The sequence below is a fragment of the Burkholderia sp. 9777_1386 genome, from assembly GCF_015712265.1.
Lineage (GTDB): Bacteria > Pseudomonadota > Gammaproteobacteria > Burkholderiales > Burkholderiaceae > Burkholderia > Burkholderia cenocepacia.
In genome coordinates, this window is the sequence record NZ_JACCQB010000001.1 from 417781 (window position 1) to 438081 (window position 20301).

5 protein-coding genes are annotated in these 20301 nt (G+C 70.7%); 4 read left to right on the top strand and 1 reads right to left on the bottom strand.

Annotated elements, in window-relative coordinates; translation table 11 throughout:
* Positions 1 to 548: 548 nt before the first annotated feature.
* Both H0X91_RS01820 and H0X91_RS01825 read left to right on the top strand, forming a co-directional pair.
* The gene (locus tag H0X91_RS01820; protein WP_196432757.1) at positions 549 to 13265 is read left to right on the top strand and encodes an autotransporter-associated beta strand repeat-containing protein; all 12717 of its coding nucleotides are present in this window, start codon (positions 549 to 551) and stop codon (positions 13263 to 13265) included.
* Positions 13266 to 13561: 296 nt separating this feature from the next.
* Positions 13562 to 16231 carry a beta strand repeat-containing protein gene (locus H0X91_RS01825; RefSeq protein WP_196432758.1) on the top strand — a complete coding sequence of 890 codons (2670 nt, stop codon included), beginning with the start codon at positions 13562 to 13564 and terminating at the stop codon, positions 16229 to 16231.
* A 337-nt stretch (positions 16232 to 16568) separates the two neighbouring features.
* On the opposite strand, the gene H0X91_RS01830 is transcribed toward H0X91_RS01825, so the two are convergent.
* Complete coding sequence (locus H0X91_RS01830) at positions 16569 to 17582, bottom strand: LacI family DNA-binding transcriptional regulator (RefSeq protein ID WP_196432759.1); 1014 nt, start codon at positions 17580 to 17582, stop codon at positions 16569 to 16571.
* A gap of 235 nt (positions 17583 to 17817) precedes the next feature.
* Here H0X91_RS01830 and H0X91_RS01835 point away from each other — a divergent pair, with 235 nt between their 5' ends.
* Together H0X91_RS01835 and H0X91_RS01840 are read left to right on the top strand one after the other, a co-directional pair.
* Complete coding sequence (locus tag H0X91_RS01835) at positions 17818 to 18972, top strand: ABC transporter ATP-binding protein (RefSeq protein ID WP_196432760.1); 1155 nt, start codon at positions 17818 to 17820, stop codon at positions 18970 to 18972.
* Positions 18973 to 19036: 64 nt separating this feature from the next.
* Positions 19037 to 20275 (top strand): ABC transporter substrate-binding protein, encoded by a 1239-nt coding sequence (locus tag H0X91_RS01840; protein ID WP_034203472.1) that lies wholly within the window; start codon positions 19037 to 19039, stop codon positions 20273 to 20275.
* The last annotated feature ends 26 nt before the right edge of the window (positions 20276 to 20301 follow it).

The window sequence follows — 20301 nt, forward strand, 5'->3', positions numbered from 1 at the left end:
AAGATGAAAGAGTGTTGAGTTTTGCCAAAAAAATGTCGGCCCCATGGAAAACGTTTGCGAGTCGAGCCTATATTTGACTCGCGATCACTCCGGGAGACACGTGGATCGGACGGCAGGCACCGACCAAACGACAGGCGGGGCAAGGGATGCACGGTTGTTCGACGGCACCGGGCCGGCGTTTGATTGTCGGGCGGGAGGCCCCGTCGCTGCAGGATTTCGGCGTGGAGGCCTCGTTGGCCTGTATAGACAGAGGTGCGAGGAAAGCCGCTCGCCGGGGCAATGCCCTGGTTTGATGAAAAACAATCGTTTCTAATTAGTGGAAAATTTACCGGGTGACGAAGGGGGCTTAAAAGTAAAATATGCCGATTCAATAATTCTCGCCGATTGATTCTCGTTTGTTTTTAATTCAGCCATCCGCTTAGGACTGGTGACGGGACGGTGTTTTTCCAAAAAACATCGAATAGCGTATTCCGGTATTTACCTCCGGCATTTTGAATGCGGCGAGGGAATGCCCGGTGTCGTCGATTCTCTTATGGGAAGGTGTGATTATGCGTATGCGCATGGGCTCGAACAAAAAGCGCGCGGAAGCACGTCCGAAACTCCTCGTGCCGACCGGCATGCTGGTCGCGCTGGTCGGCGCCGGGATCGTTCCCGCCGATGCACTGGCCGCCTGCGTCGGAACCACGACCGTCAGTTGTACCGGAGCCACCACCACCTATTCGAACGGCGCGAACAATCTCAACCTGACCGTCGGGTCCGGCGCGACCGTCTCCGTGGTGCCGCTGATCGGCGGCACCGCGCTGTCGCTGACGGGCAGCGGCGTCACGCTGACCAACAACGGCAGGATCGACCCCGCGTTGTCCGGCTTGAGCCTCGTGTCGAACGGCACGGTCGTCGGCAATATCGCGTCGGCGAGCACGGTCAACGTCACGAACGCCAGCACGGGCGTGATGATGGGCTCGACGAGCTCGCTGCTCAACGGGCCCGCGCTGACGGTCTACAACGGTATCGGCGGCACGACGAACATCACGAACGCCGGCACGATCGGAACGACCGGCCTGCTCGGCTTCAGCGCGGGGCCCACCGCGCAGGTCGTGACCACGTCGGGCGGTGCACAGGTCAACTTCACCAACGCGAGCGGCGGCGCGATCAACGGTTCGGTGGTGCTCGCACCCAGCGGGACACCGGGCGCGGGGAACACGTTCACCAACGCCGGCACCGTCACGGGCAACGTGTCGCTGGGCGCGGCGCTCGGCACGTCGAACACGTTCAATGCGCAGACCGGGTCGTCGGTCGGGCTCGGCGTCGATGCCGGGCTGGGTGGCAACAACACGCTCAACCTGCAACTGAACCCGGCCGCCGGCAGCTCCGCGAGCGGCACCCTGGCGGTCGATACGTACGGCAATTTCACGCATCTCGCGGTGCAGGGCGGGACGTGGAACATCACCGGCGCGTCGAGCGCGACCGACGCGTCGCTGGCGGGCGGCACCGCGATCATCAACAACAGCGCGGGGCTGGGTCTCGGGACGATCGCGGCCGGCGGCGGCACGCTGGAAGCCGGCACGGCCGGTCTCAACCTGCTCAACAACGTGACGCTCGGCGCGGACCTGACGGTGGATGGCGCGACAGGGCTCGCGTTGTCGGGCACGATCGCCGGCGGCGGCGCGCTGAAAGCGAGCGGCACCGGCACGCTGACGCTGAACGGCGCCAATTCGTTCACGGGCGGAACGAACCTGACGGGGGGCGGCGGGCTCGTGGTCGGCACCGACACGGCGCTCGGCGGCGGCGCGCTGAACGTGTCGGGCGCGGGCGGCACGCTCGGCACGAGCGTCGGCGGCACGCTGCTCGGCAACGCGGTCAATATCGATACCGGCGTCACGCTGGGCCTGAACGGCTCGGCCGGTCTCGGGCTGAGCGGCGCGATCGCCGGCAACGGCGGGCTGGCGCAAACCGGCCCGGGCATCACGACGCTGCTCGGCCCGAACACGTTCGCGGGCGGCACGACGCTGAGCGGCGGCGGGATCGTCGCCGGCACGGGCGCGGCGCTCGGCACGGGCGCGCTGCATGTGACCGGCACGGGCGGCTCGCTCGCGACGAACGTCGGCGGCACGCTGCTCGGCAATGCGGTCAATCTCGATGCAGGCGCCACGCTCGGCCTGAACGGGGCGAACGGCCTGAGTCTCGGCGGCACGATCGCCGGTAACGGCGGCCTTGCGCAAAGCGGCACGGGCACGACGACGCTGCTCGGCGCGAACACGTTCTCGGGCGGCACGGCGCTGAGCGGTGGCGGGTTGATCGCCGGCAATGGCGCGGCGCTCGGCACAGGCGCGCTGAACGTATCCGGGACGGGCGGCACGCTCGCCACGAACGTCGGCGGCACCGTGCTCGGCAATGCGGTGAATCTTGGCGCAGGCGCGACGCTCGGCCTGAACGGCGCGGCCGACCTGAGTCTCGGCGGCGTGATCGGCGGGAGTGGCCAACTGGCGCAAACCGGTGCCGGCACGACGACGCTGCTCGGGACGAACACCTTCACGGGCGGCACGACGCTGAGCGGCGGCGGGCTGATCGCCGGCAACGGCGCGGCGCTCGGCACGGGCGCGCTGAACGTATCCGGCACGGGCGGCACGCTCGCGACGAACGTCGGCGGCACCGTGCTCGGCAATGCGGTCAACCTGGGCGCGGGCGCGACGCTCGGCCTGAACGGCGCAGCCGATCTCGGCCTGAGCGGCGCGATCTCGGGCGCGGGCGGCCTGGCGCTCGGCGGCACCGGCGCCACGACGCTGTCCGGCGCGAACACGTTCACGGGTGGCGCGAGCCTGACGGGCGGCGGCAGCCTGATCGTCGAAGGCGGCAGTGCGCTCGGTATCGGCGGCGCGTTGAACGTGAGCGGCCTCGGCGGTTCGCTGAGCGCGGATCTGGCCGCCGGCGCGGCACTCGCGAACGGCATCAACCTGAACGGCGCATCGCTGACGCTGAACGGCGCGAACGACCTCGGCCTGAGCGGCGCGATCGGCGGCACCGGCGGTCTCGTGCTGAGCGGCACGGGGACGACGACGCTGTCCGGCGCGAACACCTTCGGCGGCGGCACGACGCTGAGCGCCGGCACGCTGCTCGCCGGCAGCAATACGGCGCTCGGCAGCGGCGCGCTGAACGTCGCCGGTACGGGCGGCGCGCTCGGCGCGAGCGTGAACGGCACCGCGCTGGGCAACGCGGTGAATCTCGGCGCAGGCGCGACGCTCGCGTTGACCGGCGCGAACGATCTGGGCCTGAACGGCGTGATCGCCGGGAGTGGCGGTCTCGCGCAAATCGGCTCGGGCATCACGACGTTGAGCGGCGCGAACACGTTCTCGGGCGGCACGACGCTGAGCGGCGGCGGACTCCTCGCCGGCAACGGCGCCGCACTGGGCACGGGGGCGTTGAACGTGACGGGCACGGGCGGCTCGCTCGGCACGACCGTCGGCGGCACCGTGCTCGGCAACGCGATCCAGCTCGGCGCGGGCGCGGCGCTGACGGTTGGCGGCCCGAACGATCTCGGCCTGAGCGGGCTCATCTCCGGTGCCGGCGGCCTGTCCGTGAACGGCCCGGGCACGACGACGCTCACCGCGGCCGAGACGTTCACCGGCGGCACCACGATCGGCAGCGGCACGCTCGCGATCGGCGCGGGCGGCAGTCTCGCCGCGTCGAGTCCCGTCAACCTGACGGGCGCCGGTGCGCACTTCAACATCGGCGGCGCGACCACGCCGCAGTCGATCGGCACGCTGTCGGGTGTCGCGGGTTCGACGATCGATCTCGGGGCGAACAACCTGACGCTGGCCGGCAGCGGCAGCGGCGTCTTCGCGGGCGACATCGGCGGGGCAGGCGGGCTGACGCTTGCCGGCACCGGCTCGCAGGCGCTCACCGGCAACAACACGTATGCGGGCGGCACCGCGCTGACGGGCGGCAGCCTGGTGGTCGGAAGCGGGACTGCGCTCGGCCTCGGCGCACTCGACGTCAACGGCTCGGCTTCGCTCGGCGCGAGCGTGCCGGGCGTGACGCTCGGCAACGCGGTGAACCTCGGCACCGGCGTCACGCTGGGGCTGAACGGCGCGAACGATCTCGGCCTGAGCGGCACGATCGCCGGGAACGGCGGGCTCGCGCAAACCGGCACGGGCACGACGACGCTGCTCGGCGCGAACACGTTCTCGGGCGGCACCACGCTCACCGGCGGCGGGCTGATCGCCGGCAACGGCGCGGCGCTCGGCACGGGCGCGCTGACGGTCGCGGGCACGGGCGGCACGCTCGCCACGAACGTCGCCGGTACCTTGCTTGGCAACGCGGTGAATCTCGGCGCGGGCGCGACGCTCGGCCTGAACGGCGCGGCCGACCTGAGCCTGGGCGGCGTGATCGCCGGCGACGGCGGGCTCGCGCAAACCGGCAGCGGCACGACGACGCTGCTCGGCGCGAACACGTTCACCGGCGGCACGACGCTGAGCGGCGGCGGGCTCATCGCCGGCAACGGTTCGGCGCTCGGCACGGGCGCGTTGAACGTCGCCGGCGCGGGCGGCTCGCTCGGCACGAGCGTCGGCGGCACGGTGCTCGGCAACGCGGTGAATCTGGGCGCGGGCGCGACGCTGACGGTGGGCGGTGCGAACAATCTGGGCCTCGGCGGCGCGATTTCGGGCGGCGGCAATCTGTCGGTGACCGGCCCGTCGATCACGACGCTCACGGGCGCGGGCAGCTACACCGGCAACACGACGATCGGCAACGGCAGCACGCTCGCGGTCGGCGCGGGCGGCGCGCTGTCGGGCGGCAGTGTGTTCGATCTGGCCGGCGCGGGCGCGACGCTCGACCTGAGCGCGGCCACGTCGCCGCAGACGACGGGCGGGCTGGTCGGCGCGGCCGGCTCGGCGGTGAATCTCGGCGGCAACACCCTGACGCTCGGCGGTTCCGGCAACGGCACGTTCGGCGGCACGATCGGCGGTGCCGGCGGGCTGACGATGGCCGGCACCGGCACGGAGACGCTGACCGGCGCGAACACGTACGGCGGCGGCACGACGATCAACAGCGGCACGCTCGCGATCGGCGCGGGCGGCAGCCTGGCCGCGGGCGGTGCAGTGAATCTGGGCGGCGCCGGCGCAACCTTCGACCTGAGCGGCGCAGGGCTGCCGCAGGCGATCGGCGCGCTGTCGGGCGTAGCCGGTTCGATGGTGAATCTCGGCGGCAACGGCCTGACGCTGGGCGGCGCCGGCAGCGGCACGTTCGGCGGCACGATCGCGGGGGCAGGCGGCAGCCTGACGCTGTCGGGCACGGGCAGCGAAACACTGACCGGCATCAACACGTACACGGGCGGCACGAACCTGACGGGCGGCGGCACGCTGGTCGCCGGCAACGGCGGGGCGCTCGGTACCGGCGCGTTGAACCTCGCCGGCGCAGGCGGCACGCTGGCCGCGAGCGTCGCCGGCACGACGCTGAACAATGCCGTCAATCTCGGCACGGGTTCGGCGCTGACGCTCGGTGGCACGAACGACCTGGGCCTCGGCGGCATCATCGCCGGCGGCGGCAGCCTCGCGCAAACCGGCAGCGGCACGACCACGCTCACCGGCGCGAACCTCTACACGGGCGGCACGACGCTCGGTGCCGGCGGCTTGTCGGTCGGCAACAACACGGCGCTCGGCACGGGTACGCTCAACGTCACCGGCAGCGGTGGCGCGCTCAGCGCAAGCACGGCGAACCTGCTGCTGGCGAATGCCGTCGATCTGGGCATCGGTTCGACGCTGAATCTCGGCGGCGCGTTCGACTTCGGCCTGGGCGGCACGATCTCCGGCGCGGGCGGCGTCGTGCAGTCCGGCTCGGGCACGACCACGCTCGGCGGCGCGAACACCTACGGCGGCGGGACGACGTTGAGCAGCGGCGGACTGAGCGTGGGCAGCAATACGGCGCTCGGGTCCGGCGCGTTGAACGTGACCGGCAACGGCACGCTGAGCGCGAGCGTAAACGGCACGACGCTCGGCAACGCGGTCACGCTCGGCGCGGGCGCGACGCTCGGGCTGAACGGCGCGAACGATCTCGGCCTGAGCGGCACGATTTCCGGCAGCGGCGGCCTCGCGCAAACCGGCGCGGGCACCACGACGCTCACCGGCACGAACACCTATGACGGCGGCACCACGTTGAGCGGCGGCGGGCTCGTCGCCGGCAACGGCAGCGCGCTGGGTACCGGCGCGCTGAACGTCACGGGCGCGGGCGGCTCGCTCGGCACGAGCGTCGGCGGCACGACGCTCGGCAATGCGGTGAATCTCGGCGCGGGGGCGACGCTGACCGTTGGGGCTGCGAACGATCTCGGGCTCGGCGGCGGGATCTCGGGCAGCGGCGGCCTGTCGGTCAGCGGCCCGTCGACGACCACGCTCACCGGCGTGAACACCTATACCGGCAACACGACGATCGGCGGCGGCAGCACGCTGGCGGTCGGCGCGGGCGGCAGCCTGTCGGCAGGCAGCGCGCTCGATCTCGCGGGCACGGGCGCGGCGCTCGACATCAGCGCGGCGACCACGCCGCAAACGAGCGGGATGCTGTCCGGCGTGGCGGGCACGAACGTGAATCTCGGCGGCAACACGCTGACGCTGGCCGGTACCGGCAACGGCAACTATGCAGGCACGATCGGCGGCACCGGCGGGTTGACGATGGCAGGCACCGGCACGGAGACGCTGACCGGCACCAACACGTACACCGGCGCGACGACGATCAACAGCGGCACGCTTGCGATCGGCGCGGGCGGCAGCCTGTCCGCGAGCAGCCCGGTGAATCTGGCCGGTGCGGGCGCAACCTTCGACGTCAGCGGCGCGACCACGCCGCAGACGACGGGCACGCTGTCGGGTGTCGCGGGTTCGACGGTGAACCTCGGCGGCAACAACCTGACGCTCGGCGGCACGGGCAGCGGCACGTATGGCGGCACGATCGCGGGGGCCGGCGGCAGCCTCACGCTGTCGGGCACCGGCACCGAGACGCTGACCGGCAACAATACGTACACGGGCGGCACGAACCTCACCGGCGGCGGCACGTTGATCGCGGGCAGCGGTTCGGCGCTCGGCACGGGCGCGCTGAACACGAGCGGCGCAGGCGGCACGCTCGGCACCAGCGTGGCCGGCACGACGCTCGGCAACGCGGTGAATCTCGGCGCGGGGTCGACACTGACGGTTGGCAGTGCGAACAATCTCGGCCTCGGCGGCGCGATCAGCGGCAGCGGCAATCTCGCGGTGAACGGCCCGTCGACGACGACGCTCACGGGGGCCAGCTCGTACACCGGCAACACGACGATCGGCGGCGGCAGCACGCTGGCGGTCGGCGCGGGCGGCAGCCTGTCATCGGGCAGTGCGATCGATCTGGCCGGCGCGGGCTCGACGCTGGACGTGAGCGCGGCCACGTCGCCGCAGACGACCGGCACGCTGTCGGGCGCGGCGGGTTCGGCGGTGAACCTCGGCGGCAACACGCTCACGCTCGGCGGGTCGGGCAACGGCACGTTCGGCGGAACGGTCGGCGGCACGGGCGGGTTGACGCTGTCGGGCACCGGCACCGAAACGCTGACGGGGACCAACACGTACACCGGCGCGACGACGATCAACAGCGGCACGCTCGCGATCGGCGCGGGCGGCAGCCTGTCCGCGAGCAGCCCGGTGAATCTGGCCGGTGCGGGCGCAACCTTCGACGTCAGCGGAGCGACCACGCCGCAGACGACGGGCACGCTGTCGGGCGTGGCCGGTTCGACGGTGAATCTCGGCGGCAACAACCTGACGCTCGGCGGCACGGGCAACGGCACGTATGGCGGCACGATCGCCGGCGCGGGAGGCAGCCTCACGTTGTCGGGCACCGGCACCGAGACGTTGACCGGCAACAACACGTACACGGGCGGCACGACCCTGAGCGGCGGCGGCACGTTGATCGCGGGCAGCGGCTCGGCGCTCGGCACCGGTGCGCTGAACACGAGCGGTGCAGGCGGCACGCTGGCCGCGAGCACGCCGGGCACGAGGCTCGGCAACGCGGTGAATCTCGGCGCGGGGTCGACGCTGACGGTCGGCGGTGCGAACGATCTCGGCCTCGGCGGCGCGATCTCGGGCGGCGGCAACCTCGCGGTGAACGGTCCGTCGACGACGACGCTGTCGGGCGCGAACACCTACACCGGCAGCACGACGATCGGCGGCGGCAGCACGCTGGCGGTCGGCGCGGGCGGCAGCCTGTCGTCGGGCAGCGCGATCGACCTGTCCGGCACGGGCGCCACGCTCGACCTGAGCGCGGCCACGTCGCCGCAGACGAGCGGCGCGCTGTCCGGCGGCACGGGCACGAACGTCAACCTGGGCGGCAATACGTTGACGCTCGGCGGCGCAGGCAGCGGCACGTATGGCGGCGTGATCGGCGGCACGGGCGGGTTGACGCTGTCGGGCACCGGCACCGAAACGCTGACGGGCAACAACACGTACACCGGCGCGACCACGATCAACAGCGGCACGCTCGCGATCGGCGGCAACGGCAGCCTGTCGTCGAGCAGCCCGGTCAGCCTGACGGCGGCCGGCGCGACGCTCGACCTGAGCGGCGCCGCCTCGCCGCAATCGACCGGCGCGATCTCGGGCGTGGCCGGCTCGACGGTGAACCTGGGCAACAACAACCTGACGCTTGGCGGGTCGGCCAGCGGCACCTACGCGGGCAACATCGCCGGCACCGGTGGCGTGACGATGTCGGGTACCGGCACCGAAACGCTGACGGGCAGCAATACGTACACCGGCGCGACCACGATCAACAGCGGCACGCTGGCGATCGGCGCGGGCGGCAGCCTGTCGGGGACGACGCCGGTGAGCCTGACGGGTGCGGGCGCAACCTTCGACCTGAGCGGCGCGACCACGCCGCAGACGACGGGCACGCTGTCGGGTGTCGCCGGTTCGACGGTGAACCTCGGCGGCAACAACCTGACGCTCGGCGGTTCGGGTAGTGGTACTTACGACGGCACGATCGCGGGTGCGGGCGGCAGCCTGACACTGGGCGGCACGGGTACCGAAACGCTGACCGGAGCCAACACGTATACGGGCGGCACGAGCCTGACTGGCGGCGGCACGCTGATCGCTGGCAACGGTTCGGCGCTTGGCACGGGCGCGCTGAACACGAGCGGCGCGGGCGGCACGCTCGGCACCAGCGTGGCCGGCACGACGCTCGGCAACGCGGTGAATCTCGGTGCGGGATCGACGCTGACGGTTGGCGGTGCGAACGATCTCGGCCTCGGCGGCGCGATCAGCGGAAGCGGCAACCTCGCGGTGAATGGCCCGTCGACGACGACGCTCACCGGCGCCAGCTCGTACACCGGCAACACGACGATCGGCAACGGCAGCACGCTGGCGGTTGGCGCGAGCGGCAGCCTGTCGGGCGGCAGTGCGGTCGATCTGGCCGGTGCAGGGGCGACGCTCGATCTGAGCGCCGCCACGACGCCGCAGTCGACTGGCGCGTTGTCGGGCGTAGCGGGTTCGACGGTGAACCTCGGCGGCAATGCGCTGACGCTCGGCGGTTCCGCCAACGGGACGTTCGGCGGCACGATCGCCGGCACGGGCGGCAGCCTGACGCTGTCGGGCACGGGCACCGAAACGCTGAACGGGACGAACACGTACACGGGCGGCACGACCCTGAGCGGCGGCGGCACGCTGCTCGCGGGCAACGGTTCGGCGCTCGGCACGGGCGCGCTGACTACGACCGGCGCAGGCGGTTCGCTCGGCACGAGCGTGGCCGGCACGACGCTGACCAACGCGATCGGTCTCGGTGCGGGATCGACGCTGACGGTGGGCGGTGCGAACAATCTGGGCCTGGGCGGCGCGATCGTCGGCAGCGGCAATCTCGCGGTGAACGGTCCGTCGACGACGACGCTGACCGGCGCCAGCTCGTACACCGGCAACACGACGATCGGCAACGGCAGCACGCTGGCGGTCGGCGCGGGCGGCAGCCTGTCGGCGGGCAGCGCGGTCGATCTGTCGGGTACGGGCGCCACGCTGGACTTAAGCGCCGCGACGACGCCGCAGACCACGGGCGCAGTGTCGGGCGTGTCGGGATCGACCGTGAACCTGGGCAGCAACACGCTGACGCTGGGCGGCGCCGGTAACGGCACGTACGGCGGCACCGTCGCCGGCACGGGCGGGTTGACGCTGTCGGGCAGCGGCACGCAGACGCTGACGGGCACCAACACGTACACCGGCGCGACGACGATCAACAGCGGCACGCTGGCGATCGGCGCGGGCGGCAGCCTGTCCGGCAGCAGCCCGCTGAACCTGACCGGTGCGGGCGCAACCTTCGACGTCAGCGGCGCGACCACGCCGCAGACGACGACCGCGTTGTCGGGTGTCGCCGGTTCGACGGTGAACCTCGGCGGCAACAACCTGACGCTCGGCGGGGCGGGCAGCGGCACGTACGGCGGCACGATCGCCGGCACGGGCGGCAGTCTGACGCTGGGCGGCACGGGCACCGAGACGCTGACCGGTTCGAACACGTATTCGGGCGGCACGAACCTGACCGGTGGCGGCACGCTGGTCGCGGGCAATAACACGGCGCTCGGTACCGGCGTGCTGAATGCGAGCGGTGCGGGCGGCACGCTGGCTGCCGGCACGCCGGGCACGACGTTGAACAACACGGTGAACCTCGGTACGGGATCGACGCTGACGGTCGGCGGCGCGAACAACCTCGGCCTGGGCGGCGCGATCTCGGGTGGCGGCACGCTCGCGGTCAACGGTCCGGCGACGACCACGCTGTCGGGTGCCAACACCTACACCGGTGGCACGAGCGTCACCGGCGGCGGCACGCTGGTGGCCGGCACGCCGACCGCACTCGGCAGCGGCACGCTGAGCGTCGGCGGCAACGGCGGCACGCTCGGCACCAGCGTCGCGGGCACGACGCTCGGCAACGCGGTGAATCTTGGCGCGGGTTCGACGCTGACGGTGGGCGGTGCCAACAACCTCGGCCTGAGCGGCCCGATCTCCGGTGGCGGCAACCTGGCGGTGAGCGGCCCGTCGACGACGACCCTCAGCGGCGCGAACGCGTACACGGGCGGCACGACGATCGGCAACGGCAGCACGCTGGCGGTCGGCGGCAGCGGCGGCCTGTCGGCGGGCAGCACACTGACGCTGGCCGGCAACGGCGCGACGCTCGATGTCAGCGCGGCCACGACACCGCAGACGGCGAGCGCGCTGTCGGGCGCCGCCGGTTCGACCGTGAATCTCGGCGGCAATACGCTGACCGTGGCCGGTCCGACGGGCGGTTCGTTCGGCGGCACGATCGCCGGCACCGGCGGCTTCGCGGTGCAGGGCGGCGGCACGCAGACGCTGACCGGTGCCAACACGTACACCGGCGGCACGACGATCGGCAGCGGCAGCATGCTCGCACTTGCCGGCGCAGGCAGCCTTGCGCCGACGAGCCCGGTGATTCTCGCGGGCAGCGGCGCGACGCTGGACCTCACGGGGTCGGCCGCACCGCAGTCGATCGGCACGCTGTCGGGCACGACGGGTTCGAACGTGAACCTCGGTGCGACGCCGCTGACCCTCAATACCGCCGGCACCAGCTCGTTCGCGGGCACGCTGTCGGGTACCGGCCCGCTGACGCTGGCCGGCACGGGTGCACAGGTGCTGAGCGGGACCAACACGCTGTCCGGGCCGACCACCGTGACGGGCGGCACGCTCGCGGTCACCGGTTCGCTGGCCAACTCGCCGGTGACCGTCGGCAACGGCGCGACCGTCACCGGGACGGGCACGATCGGCAGCTTGGTCGTGTCGGGCGGCGGCACCGCATCGATCCTCCAGCTCGGGCAGCCGCTGAAGGTCGCGGGCAACGCGACCTTCCAGCCGGGCTCGACGCTGCAGGTCGGCGCCACGCCGCAACAGAGCGGCGGTCTCGACGTGACCGGCTCCGCCACGCTCAACGGTGGATCGGTACAGGTCGTCGCGGCCACCGGGCAATACCAGCCGGGCAAGCTCTACACCATCGTGAATGCCGGTGCGGGCGTGCAAGGGCAGTTCAGCGCGGTGAACTCGACGTATGCGTTCCTCACGCCGACGCTCACGTACAACCCGGCGCAGGTGCTGATGTCGCTGACGCCGAACGGCACGCCGTTCTCGTCGGTCGCGACGACACCCGACGGGCAAGCGGTGGCGGGTGCGGTCGGCACGCTCGGCGCCGGCAACCCGCTGTTCGATACGGTGCTGACGTCGGATGCGCCGACCGCGAACCGCGCGTTCACGCAACTGGCCGGCGATCTGTATCCGAGTACGCGCAGCGTGCTGTTGTCGGATAGCCGCTACGTGCGCGATGCGGTGCTCGATCGTGCGCGGCTCGGTTCGCAGCCGGGCGGGGCGCTGTGCGGATGCGAGGCGCCGGTGTCGGCGGACGATCATTCGGCGGCGCTCGACCGGCGCATGGCCGCGGAGAACGGCTGCACGCCGGCCAAGTCGTACAAGCCCGCGGTGTGGGGCCGGCTGTACGGTTCGCATAGCCGGTTCGACGGCGACGGCGTCGCGTCGATCGATCGCAACCTGTATGGCTTCGTCGTCGGCACGGATGCGGAAGTCAGCAGCCACTGGCGCGTCGGTATCGCGGGCGGTGCGTCGCGCAGCCAGCTCAATACCGACCAGAACGAGTCGGCGAAGGTCAACGGCGAGACGATCGCGCTGTACGCGAGCGGCCGGTACAACGCGTGGAACGTGCGCGGTGGCGTGTCGCAGTCGTGGTACCGCGTGCATAGCGAGCGCAATCCGTCGTTCGGCAGCTTCTCCGATCACGATACCGCCAGCTACGACGCGAACGCGACGCAGGTGTTCACCGAGATCGGCTACTCGACGGCGTTCCGTAACGTCGCGCTCGAACCGTTCGTCGGGCTCGCGTACGCCAGCCTGCACACCGACGGCTTCAAGGAGAACGGCGGCGCGGCGGCGCTGCAGGGCGATTCCGATACGACGGGCCTCGGCTTCTCGACACTCGGCGTGCGGGCCTCGACCGACGTCGCGGTCACGACGAAGGGCAAGGTCACGGCGTTCGGCACCGTCGGCTGGCGGCACGCGTTCGGCAATACGCAGCCGGCGTCGAGGCTGTCGTTCGCGAGCGGCGGCTCGCCGTTCAGCGTCACCGGCGTGCCGGTCGCGCGTGATGCCGCGGTGCTCGAGGTCGGTGTCGATGCGGCCATCACGAAGAACCTGTCGCTCGGGCTGTCCTACAGCGGCCAGATCGGCGGCAGCATCAGCGACCACGCGCTGTACGGCAATCTGTTGTGGAAGTTCTGAGGGGAGGGGCGGCGGCCGCTTGCGATGGAATCGTCGTGAGCGGCTGATCGTTTGACGATCGTTCGATGATCGTCAGATTGTTGATTCGTTTTGCAGAAGTTTCGTGATGCAGATCGATTTTCATGAGGTGCGTCACGCGGTGTCCGGTATCCCGTTGTATCGGCGTGTTTAGACCTGTTTCAACGCTTTGCCATATCGGGCAATCCGCGAACGATTCGCGCCCCCTTCGCGGCGGCAGGGTCCACGCGTCATCGCTCGAGCTGTTTCGCGGTTGTCCAACCGAAATGAGGTTACTCATGAAAACGAAAGCGAAAGCGAACGTGAAATTGACAGGCATCGCCTTGTCGGTCGCGGCTTTGTTCAGCCTGGCCGCCTCGGCGTCCCAGGCGGGGGTGCTGGCTTCCCCGCTGGGAAGTGTCAGCAAATCCGACGGCGTGATCGTCGCAGGCGGATCTCCCGCGCCCGGGGAACTCGTCGGCACCGTGGCGGGATGGGGGAACGGGGTGGTGACGGTCGGCAGCCCGAATGCAGGCGGTATCTCGATCGGGCTGGCAGGGACGGGGACGGGAAGCGCGACCATCGATATCGGTAGCGGATTGCTCGAGCCGGTCGCAGGCGTGGCCGGTACGGTGACGGGTGCGCTGGGCGGCCTTGGCGGAAGTGGTGGCGGGACGGGTGGCCTTGGCGATGTCGTCCGAACGGTGGGCAACGCGGCAAGCGGAGCAGTCGGAACGGTGACGGGCGCTTTGGGTGGTGTCGGCGGTGGCGGCGGGACCGGTGGTCTCGGTGGTGTGGTTGGCACGGTGACCGGTGCACTCGGTGGCATCGGTGGTGGTAACCCGACGGGTGGCCTTGGTGGCGTGGTCGGCACGGTAGCGAACACGGCCACCGGTGCAGTCGGAACGCTGACTGGCGCACTGGGTGGTGTTGGCGGCGGGACCGGCGGTCTCGGCGGGGTTGTCGGGACGGTGGGCAACGCGGCAAGCGGTGCAGTGGGTACGGTGACGGGTGCCTTGGGTGGCGTCGGTGATCCGACCGGTGGTCTTGGTGGTGTGGTCGGTACGGTAACCGGTGCACTGGGTGGGATCGGTGGCGGTAATCCGACGGGCGGCCTTGGTGGCGTCGTTGGCACGGTAGCGAACACGGCCACAGGTGCGGTCGGGACGCTGACTGGCGCACTGGGTGGTGTCGGCGGCGGGACCGGCGGTCTCGGCGGTGTTGTCGGGACGGTGGGCAACGCCGCAAGCGGCGCAGTGGGTACGGTGACGGGCGCTCTGGGTGGCGTCGGCGATCCGACCGGCGGTCTCGGTGGCGTGGTTGGCACGGTAACCGGTGCACTGGGTGGCATCGGTGGTGGTAACCCGACGGGTGGACTTGGTGGCGTTGTCGGCACGGTAGCGAATACGGCGACGGGTGCAGTCGGAGCACTGACTGGCGCACTGGGCGGTGTCGGCGGCGGGGCCGGTGGTCTCGGCGGCGTTGTCGGGACAGTGGGTAACGCGGCAAGCGGTGCAGTGGGTACGGTGACGGGTGCCTTGGGTGGCGTCGGCGATCCGACCGGCGGACTTGGTGGTGTAGTCGGTACGGTAACCGGTGCACTGGGTGGCATCGGTGGCGGGACTGGTGGCCTCGGCGGGGTTGTCGGGACAGTGGGCAACGCGGCAAGCGGCGCAGTCGGCACGGTGACGGGTGCCTTGGGTGGTGTCGGTGATCCGATCGGTGGGCTTGGTGGTGTGGTCGGTACGGTAACCGGCGCACTGGGCGGTGTTGGCGGCGGGACGGGCGGCCTCGGCGGCGTTGTCGGCACGGTGGCGAACTCGGCAACCGGCGCAGTCGGAACACTGGCAGGCGCAGCAGGTGGTGTCGGCGGCGCGACCGGCGGTCTTGGTGGCATCGTGGGCACGGTAGCCAACTCGGCAACCGGCGCAGTCGGAACGTTGGCCGGCGCAGCGGGCGGTGCCGGCGGCGCGACCGGCGGTCTCGGTGGCATCGTGGGCACGGTCGCCAACTCGGCAACCGGCGCAGTCGGAACCCTGGCCGGTGCAGCAGGTGGTGTCGCCGGAGGCGCGACCGGCGGCCTCGGTGGCATCGTTGGCACGGTGGGCAACACGGCAACCGGCGCAGTTGGAACGCTGGCCGGCGCAGTGGGCGGTGCAGGCGGTGCAGGCGGCGCGGCCGGCGGCCTCGGTGGCATCGTCGGCACGGTAGCCAACTCGGCAACGGGTGCGGTGGGAGCGCTGGCCGGAGCAGCGGGTGGTGTCGGCGGCGCGACCGGCGGTCTTGGTGGCATCGTCGGCACGGTCGCCAACGCCGGTCCGGGCGTCATCAACGCCGTCACCGGTGTCGCGGGCAACGGCGGCGCGCTGATCACGCCGATCACGAGCATCGTCGGCAATCTCGGCGGCGCGTTGCCGGTCGGTGCAGCCACCGGTGCGATCGGCGCAGCGTCCGGCGCGGTAACCGGCCTCGCCGGCAGCGGCACCGCGGCGATCACGCCGATCGCATCGACCGTCACGTCGCTGATCGGATCCGCCGCGAGCGGCGCCGGCAACGTCGTCGGCTCGGGATCCGGTGCGCTCTCCGGAGCAACCGGTGCGGCGGGCTCGCTCGCGACGGTCGCCACTGGCCTGACGGGCTCGCTCGCGCACACCGTGACCGGTACCGCCGGCGCGGTCGCCGGGACCCTTCCGGCACTGAGCGTCGCGCTCAACGGCGGCACGGCAGCCGGTGCAGTCGGCGGGGTGACGAACGCCGCGGGGGCGCTCATCTCCGGCGGCGCGACGATCGCCAATGCGGCGGTGCAATCGGTCGGTTCGGCCGTCGGGTCGGTGGCCGGCGTCGTTCCCGCGCTGGCGGTCTCGCTGAACGGCAATTCCGCGCAAGGGGGCGGTAGCGCGTCGGGCGGTCTGTTGGCACCCGTGACGTCGCTCGTCACTTCGCTCACCGTTCCGGTGATCAAGAGGTAGGCGACGTCGACACCGCGGCCGCCGCATGCTCCGGGCGGCCGCGAATCTTCACGCGTCAGGCGCGTCACCCGTGACGCCCGCGGAACGACGAACCATGTCGAATCGCGCGGCGTTGCCTCGGTGACGCGCCATTTTGCATTTGGGGAGTCGCGGCATCGGATGCCACCGTCCCGGACTTCCCGATCGCTTCCCGCCTGCATCGATTCGCCGTGCCTCGAAGGTGGCGATGTGCCGCTTTGCGTCGTGGTCGAACGAGAAAACCGAAACCGCGCGACCGACGCCATGCGATCCATTCCGACGCATACGCCGCACCCGCAAACGTGAGCACACCGAAGCGTCAGCCCGGCGCCGTCCCGGTCGATTCGCGCACGACGAGTTCGGGTGCGCCGATCATATGCACGGCCGTGCTTGGCTCGATCCCGTCGATCATGTCGAGCGTCAGCGCGATCGCCCGCGCGGCGATCTGCGACGTCGGGAACCGCACGGTCGTCAGCGCGGGGCGGAACTGGTGCGCGAGCTGGATATCAGTCATGCCGACCACCGACAGATCGGCCGGCACGCGCAGCCCGAGATCGGCGGCGGCCTGCATCGCGCCGATCGCCATCAGGTCGTTGGTCGCGAACAGCGCGGTGAGGCCGGGCTTCTCGCGCAACAGCGCGGCGGCGGCTTCGTAGCCGCCTTCGATCGAGTCGTGCGTCGACGCGGTCGTCAGCGCACCGGCCGGATGGCCGCGCGCCGCGAGTTCGTCGGCGAACCCGCGCAGCCGCACCGACTGCGGGCCGCCCGAACCCTTGCCGACCAGCGCGCCGAACGCGCGATGGCGCAGCCCGGACAGATGCGCGGCCGCCAGCGCCCCTGCCGCCGCGAAATCGACAGTCACGCACGGCAGCGTGCGCGACGCATGCACGTGTTCCCACATGCACAGCACAATCGATGCGCCGTGACGCGCGATGTCGGCGAGTTCGGCCTCGGCGAGATCGGTGTTCATCACGATCGCACCGGCCGCGAGCGTGCCGGCGATCCGCTCGAGGTAGTTGCGCGTGATCGCCGGATCGTCGTCGGTATTGGATACGAGCAGGTAATGGCCGCGCTTGCGCGCCTCGCGTTCGGCGGCCAGCACGAACTCCGGATAGAACGGGTTCGTGATGTTCGACAGCATCAGCGCGAGCGTCGACGTGCGGCCCTCCGCGAGCGCGCGCGCGGTCAGGTTCGGCCGATAGCCGAGTTCGCGGATCGCGGCCATCACGCGCTCGACGGTGGCGGGCTTCACCTTCTGCGGATTGCGCAGCACGTTCGAGACGGTCGCCGCCGTGACGTTCGCGCGCTGCGCGACTTGCGCGAGCGTCACCATGCGCGGCCTCTGGTCGGCCGATCAGCGTGGTACAGCGGAAGTGAAGCGGGAGAGTGTCTGCTCATATTCTGGGAGTGCGTCCCACAAGTTGCACAGGGACGGCCGATACGCTAATTTCTCGACACATCAGAGGAAGGAGACGACATGGTACGGCGAACCGGGCGAATCGCGCCACTAAAATTTAAGCGTTTAAATTTTCCGGTCCGATGCGTGTGACCGGCGAGAGGAGAGCGCGATGACCGCCATTTCAATGAAGGACGTCTCGAAACGCTACGGCGACCATGCGCCGGTGCTGCGCGACGTGAACCTCGAGATCGCGTCGCATGAATTCTGCGTGTTTCTCGGTCCGTCGGGCTGCGGAAAATCCACGCTGTTGCGGATGATCGCCGGGCTCGAGGACGTGACCGAGGGCGAGCTGCGGATCGGCGACGCACGGATGAACGACACGCCGCCCGCGGAGCGTGGCGTCGCGATGGTGTTCCAGAGCTATGCGCTGTTTCCGCACATGACCGTGTTCGACAACATCGGTTTCGGACTGCGAATCGCCGGCACGCCGAAGGACGAAATCCGCCGCCGCGTGACCGAGGCCGCGCGCGTGCTGCAGCTCGAAGCGCTGCTCGATCGCAAGCCGAAGGCGTTGTCCGGCGGGCAGCGCCAGCGCGTCGCGATCGGCCGCGCGATCGTGCGCGAGCCGCGCGTGTTCCTGTTCGACGAGCCGCTGTCGAACCTCGACGCGACGCTGCGCGGCCAGACGCGCGTCGAAATCGCGCGGCTGCACGCGCGCTTCACGCAATCGAGTTCGGTCTACGTCACGCACGACCAGATCGAGGCCATGACGCTCGCCGACCGGATCGTGCTGCTGCATGCGGGCGACGACGTCGCGCGCTTCGGCAGCATCGCGCAGGCCGGTGCGCCGCTCGAGTTGTATCACCGGCCGGCCAACCGCTTCGTCGCGGGCTTCATCGGCTCGCCGCGGATGAATTTTCTGCCGGCCGTCGTCGACGCGGGCGATGCGCACGGCTGCCGGCTGACGCTGGAAGGCACCGGCGAGACGCTGACGCTGCGCGATCGCGCGTTGCCGCGCCACGTCGGCCGCGGCGCGCGCGTGACGCTCGGCGTTCGCCCCGAGCACCTGACGATCGGGGCGGCAAGCGACACCGACCTGCCGGCGCTCGTGCGCGACGTCGCGCTCGTCGAGCAGCTCGGCGAAGCCGCATACGTCCACCTCGACCAGCCCGGCGGCGTGCCGCTGCTCGCGAAACTGCCGGGACAGGCGGCGTTACGGCGCGGCGAGCGGCATGCGTTCCACGTGTCGCCTTCGCGCTGCCATCTGTTCGACGAAGCCGGCATCGCGGTGCCGGCGCTTCACGCCGAAGCGGCGTTCGCCTAGCGGGCGCGGCGCAGACCGGCCGCGCGCGACGCGGCACCCATCACACCAATACCAGGAGACAACGATGAGACTTCGTGCGAGCCGACTGCTGCTTGCCCTGACGACCGCCGCGGCGTGCGCCGCAGGTATGGCCGACGCGGGCACGCTGAAAGTGAACGTCGCGGCGCGCGGCAACCAGCGCGCGACGTGGCAGGCCGTGTTCGACCAGTTCCACAAGGCGAATCCCGACGTGGACCTGAAGATCAGCTACGTCGGCGAGGAGGCGTACAAGGTGCAGATGTCCGGCTGGCTCGCGACCGATCCGCCCGACGTGCTGAGCTGGAACAACGGCGAGCGGCTCGCGTATTTCGCGAAGCGCGGGTTGATCGAGGACCTGGGCGCGGACTGGCAGAAGAACGGCTGGAACGACACGTATGCGTCCGTGAAGCAGTCGTCGACGTATGGCGGCAAGATTTACAGCCTGCCGCTCGGCTACGACGCGTACGGCCTGTTCTACCGCAAGGACCTGTTCGAGAAGGCCGGCATCCGCGGCGAGCCGGCCGACTGGCCGCAGTTTCTCGATGCGTGCCGCAAGCTGAAGGCGGCCGGCATCGCGCCGATCGCGGTGGCCGCGCGCGATGCGTGGACGCTCGCCGCGTGGTTCGACTATCTCGACCTGCGGATCAACGGCTATGCGTTCCACCAGAAGCTGATGGCCGGCGACGTCGCGTACACCGATCCGCGCGTGCGTGCGGTGTATGCGGCCTGGAAGAAGCTGATCGACGACAAGTATTTCATCGACAACGCGCTGTCCTACGACGTCGATTCGCTGAGCCCGCTGATCGTGAACGGCCAGGCAGCGATGACGCTGATGGGCACCTGGTATTCGGCAGGACTGCTGAGCGCGGCGCGCAACCCGATCGGCTTCTTCCGATTCCCGGTGATCGATGCATCGGTGCCGCTCGCCGAGGACGGCCCGGTCAACGTGCTGATCGTTCCCGCGAAAGCGCACAACAAGGCCGATGCGCGGCGCTTCCTCGCGTTCATGGGGCAGCCGGCGGTCAACGGCGAGTTCGCGAAGGGGATGGGGCAACTGCCGTCGAACAACAAGGCGCCCGAGCCGCAGGACCCGATCTCGAAGATCGGCTTCCGCACGCTCGCGACGACGCCCGGCGGCATCGCGCAGTTCTACGACCGCGACATGACGAAGGAAATGGCCGACGAGGGGATGAAGGCGATGCAGCAGTTCCTGTCCGACCCGACGCAGCTCGACGCGATCCTGCAGCGCCTCGAACAGACCCGCAAGCGCATCTACCGCAAGTAGCGCGCGGCCGGGCCGGCGTGGGTGCC

Bases quoted from the DNA above. Each gene is read 5' to 3' on its own strand.
- H0X91_RS01830 (WP_196432759.1), bottom strand. From the start codon at position 17,582: ATGGTGACGCTCGCGCAAGTCGCGCAGCGCGCGAACGTCACGGCGGCG.
- H0X91_RS01825 (WP_196432758.1), top strand. From the start codon at position 13,562: ATGAAAACGAAAGCGAAAGCGAACGTGAAATTGACAGGCATCGCCTTG.
- H0X91_RS01840 (WP_034203472.1), top strand. From the start codon at position 19,037: ATGAGACTTCGTGCGAGCCGACTGCTGCTTGCCCTGACGACCGCCGCG.
- H0X91_RS01820 (WP_196432757.1), top strand. From the start codon at position 549: ATGCGTATGCGCATGGGCTCGAACAAAAAGCGCGCGGAAGCACGTCCG.
- H0X91_RS01835 (WP_196432760.1), top strand. From the start codon at position 17,818: ATGACCGCCATTTCAATGAAGGACGTCTCGAAACGCTACGGCGACCAT.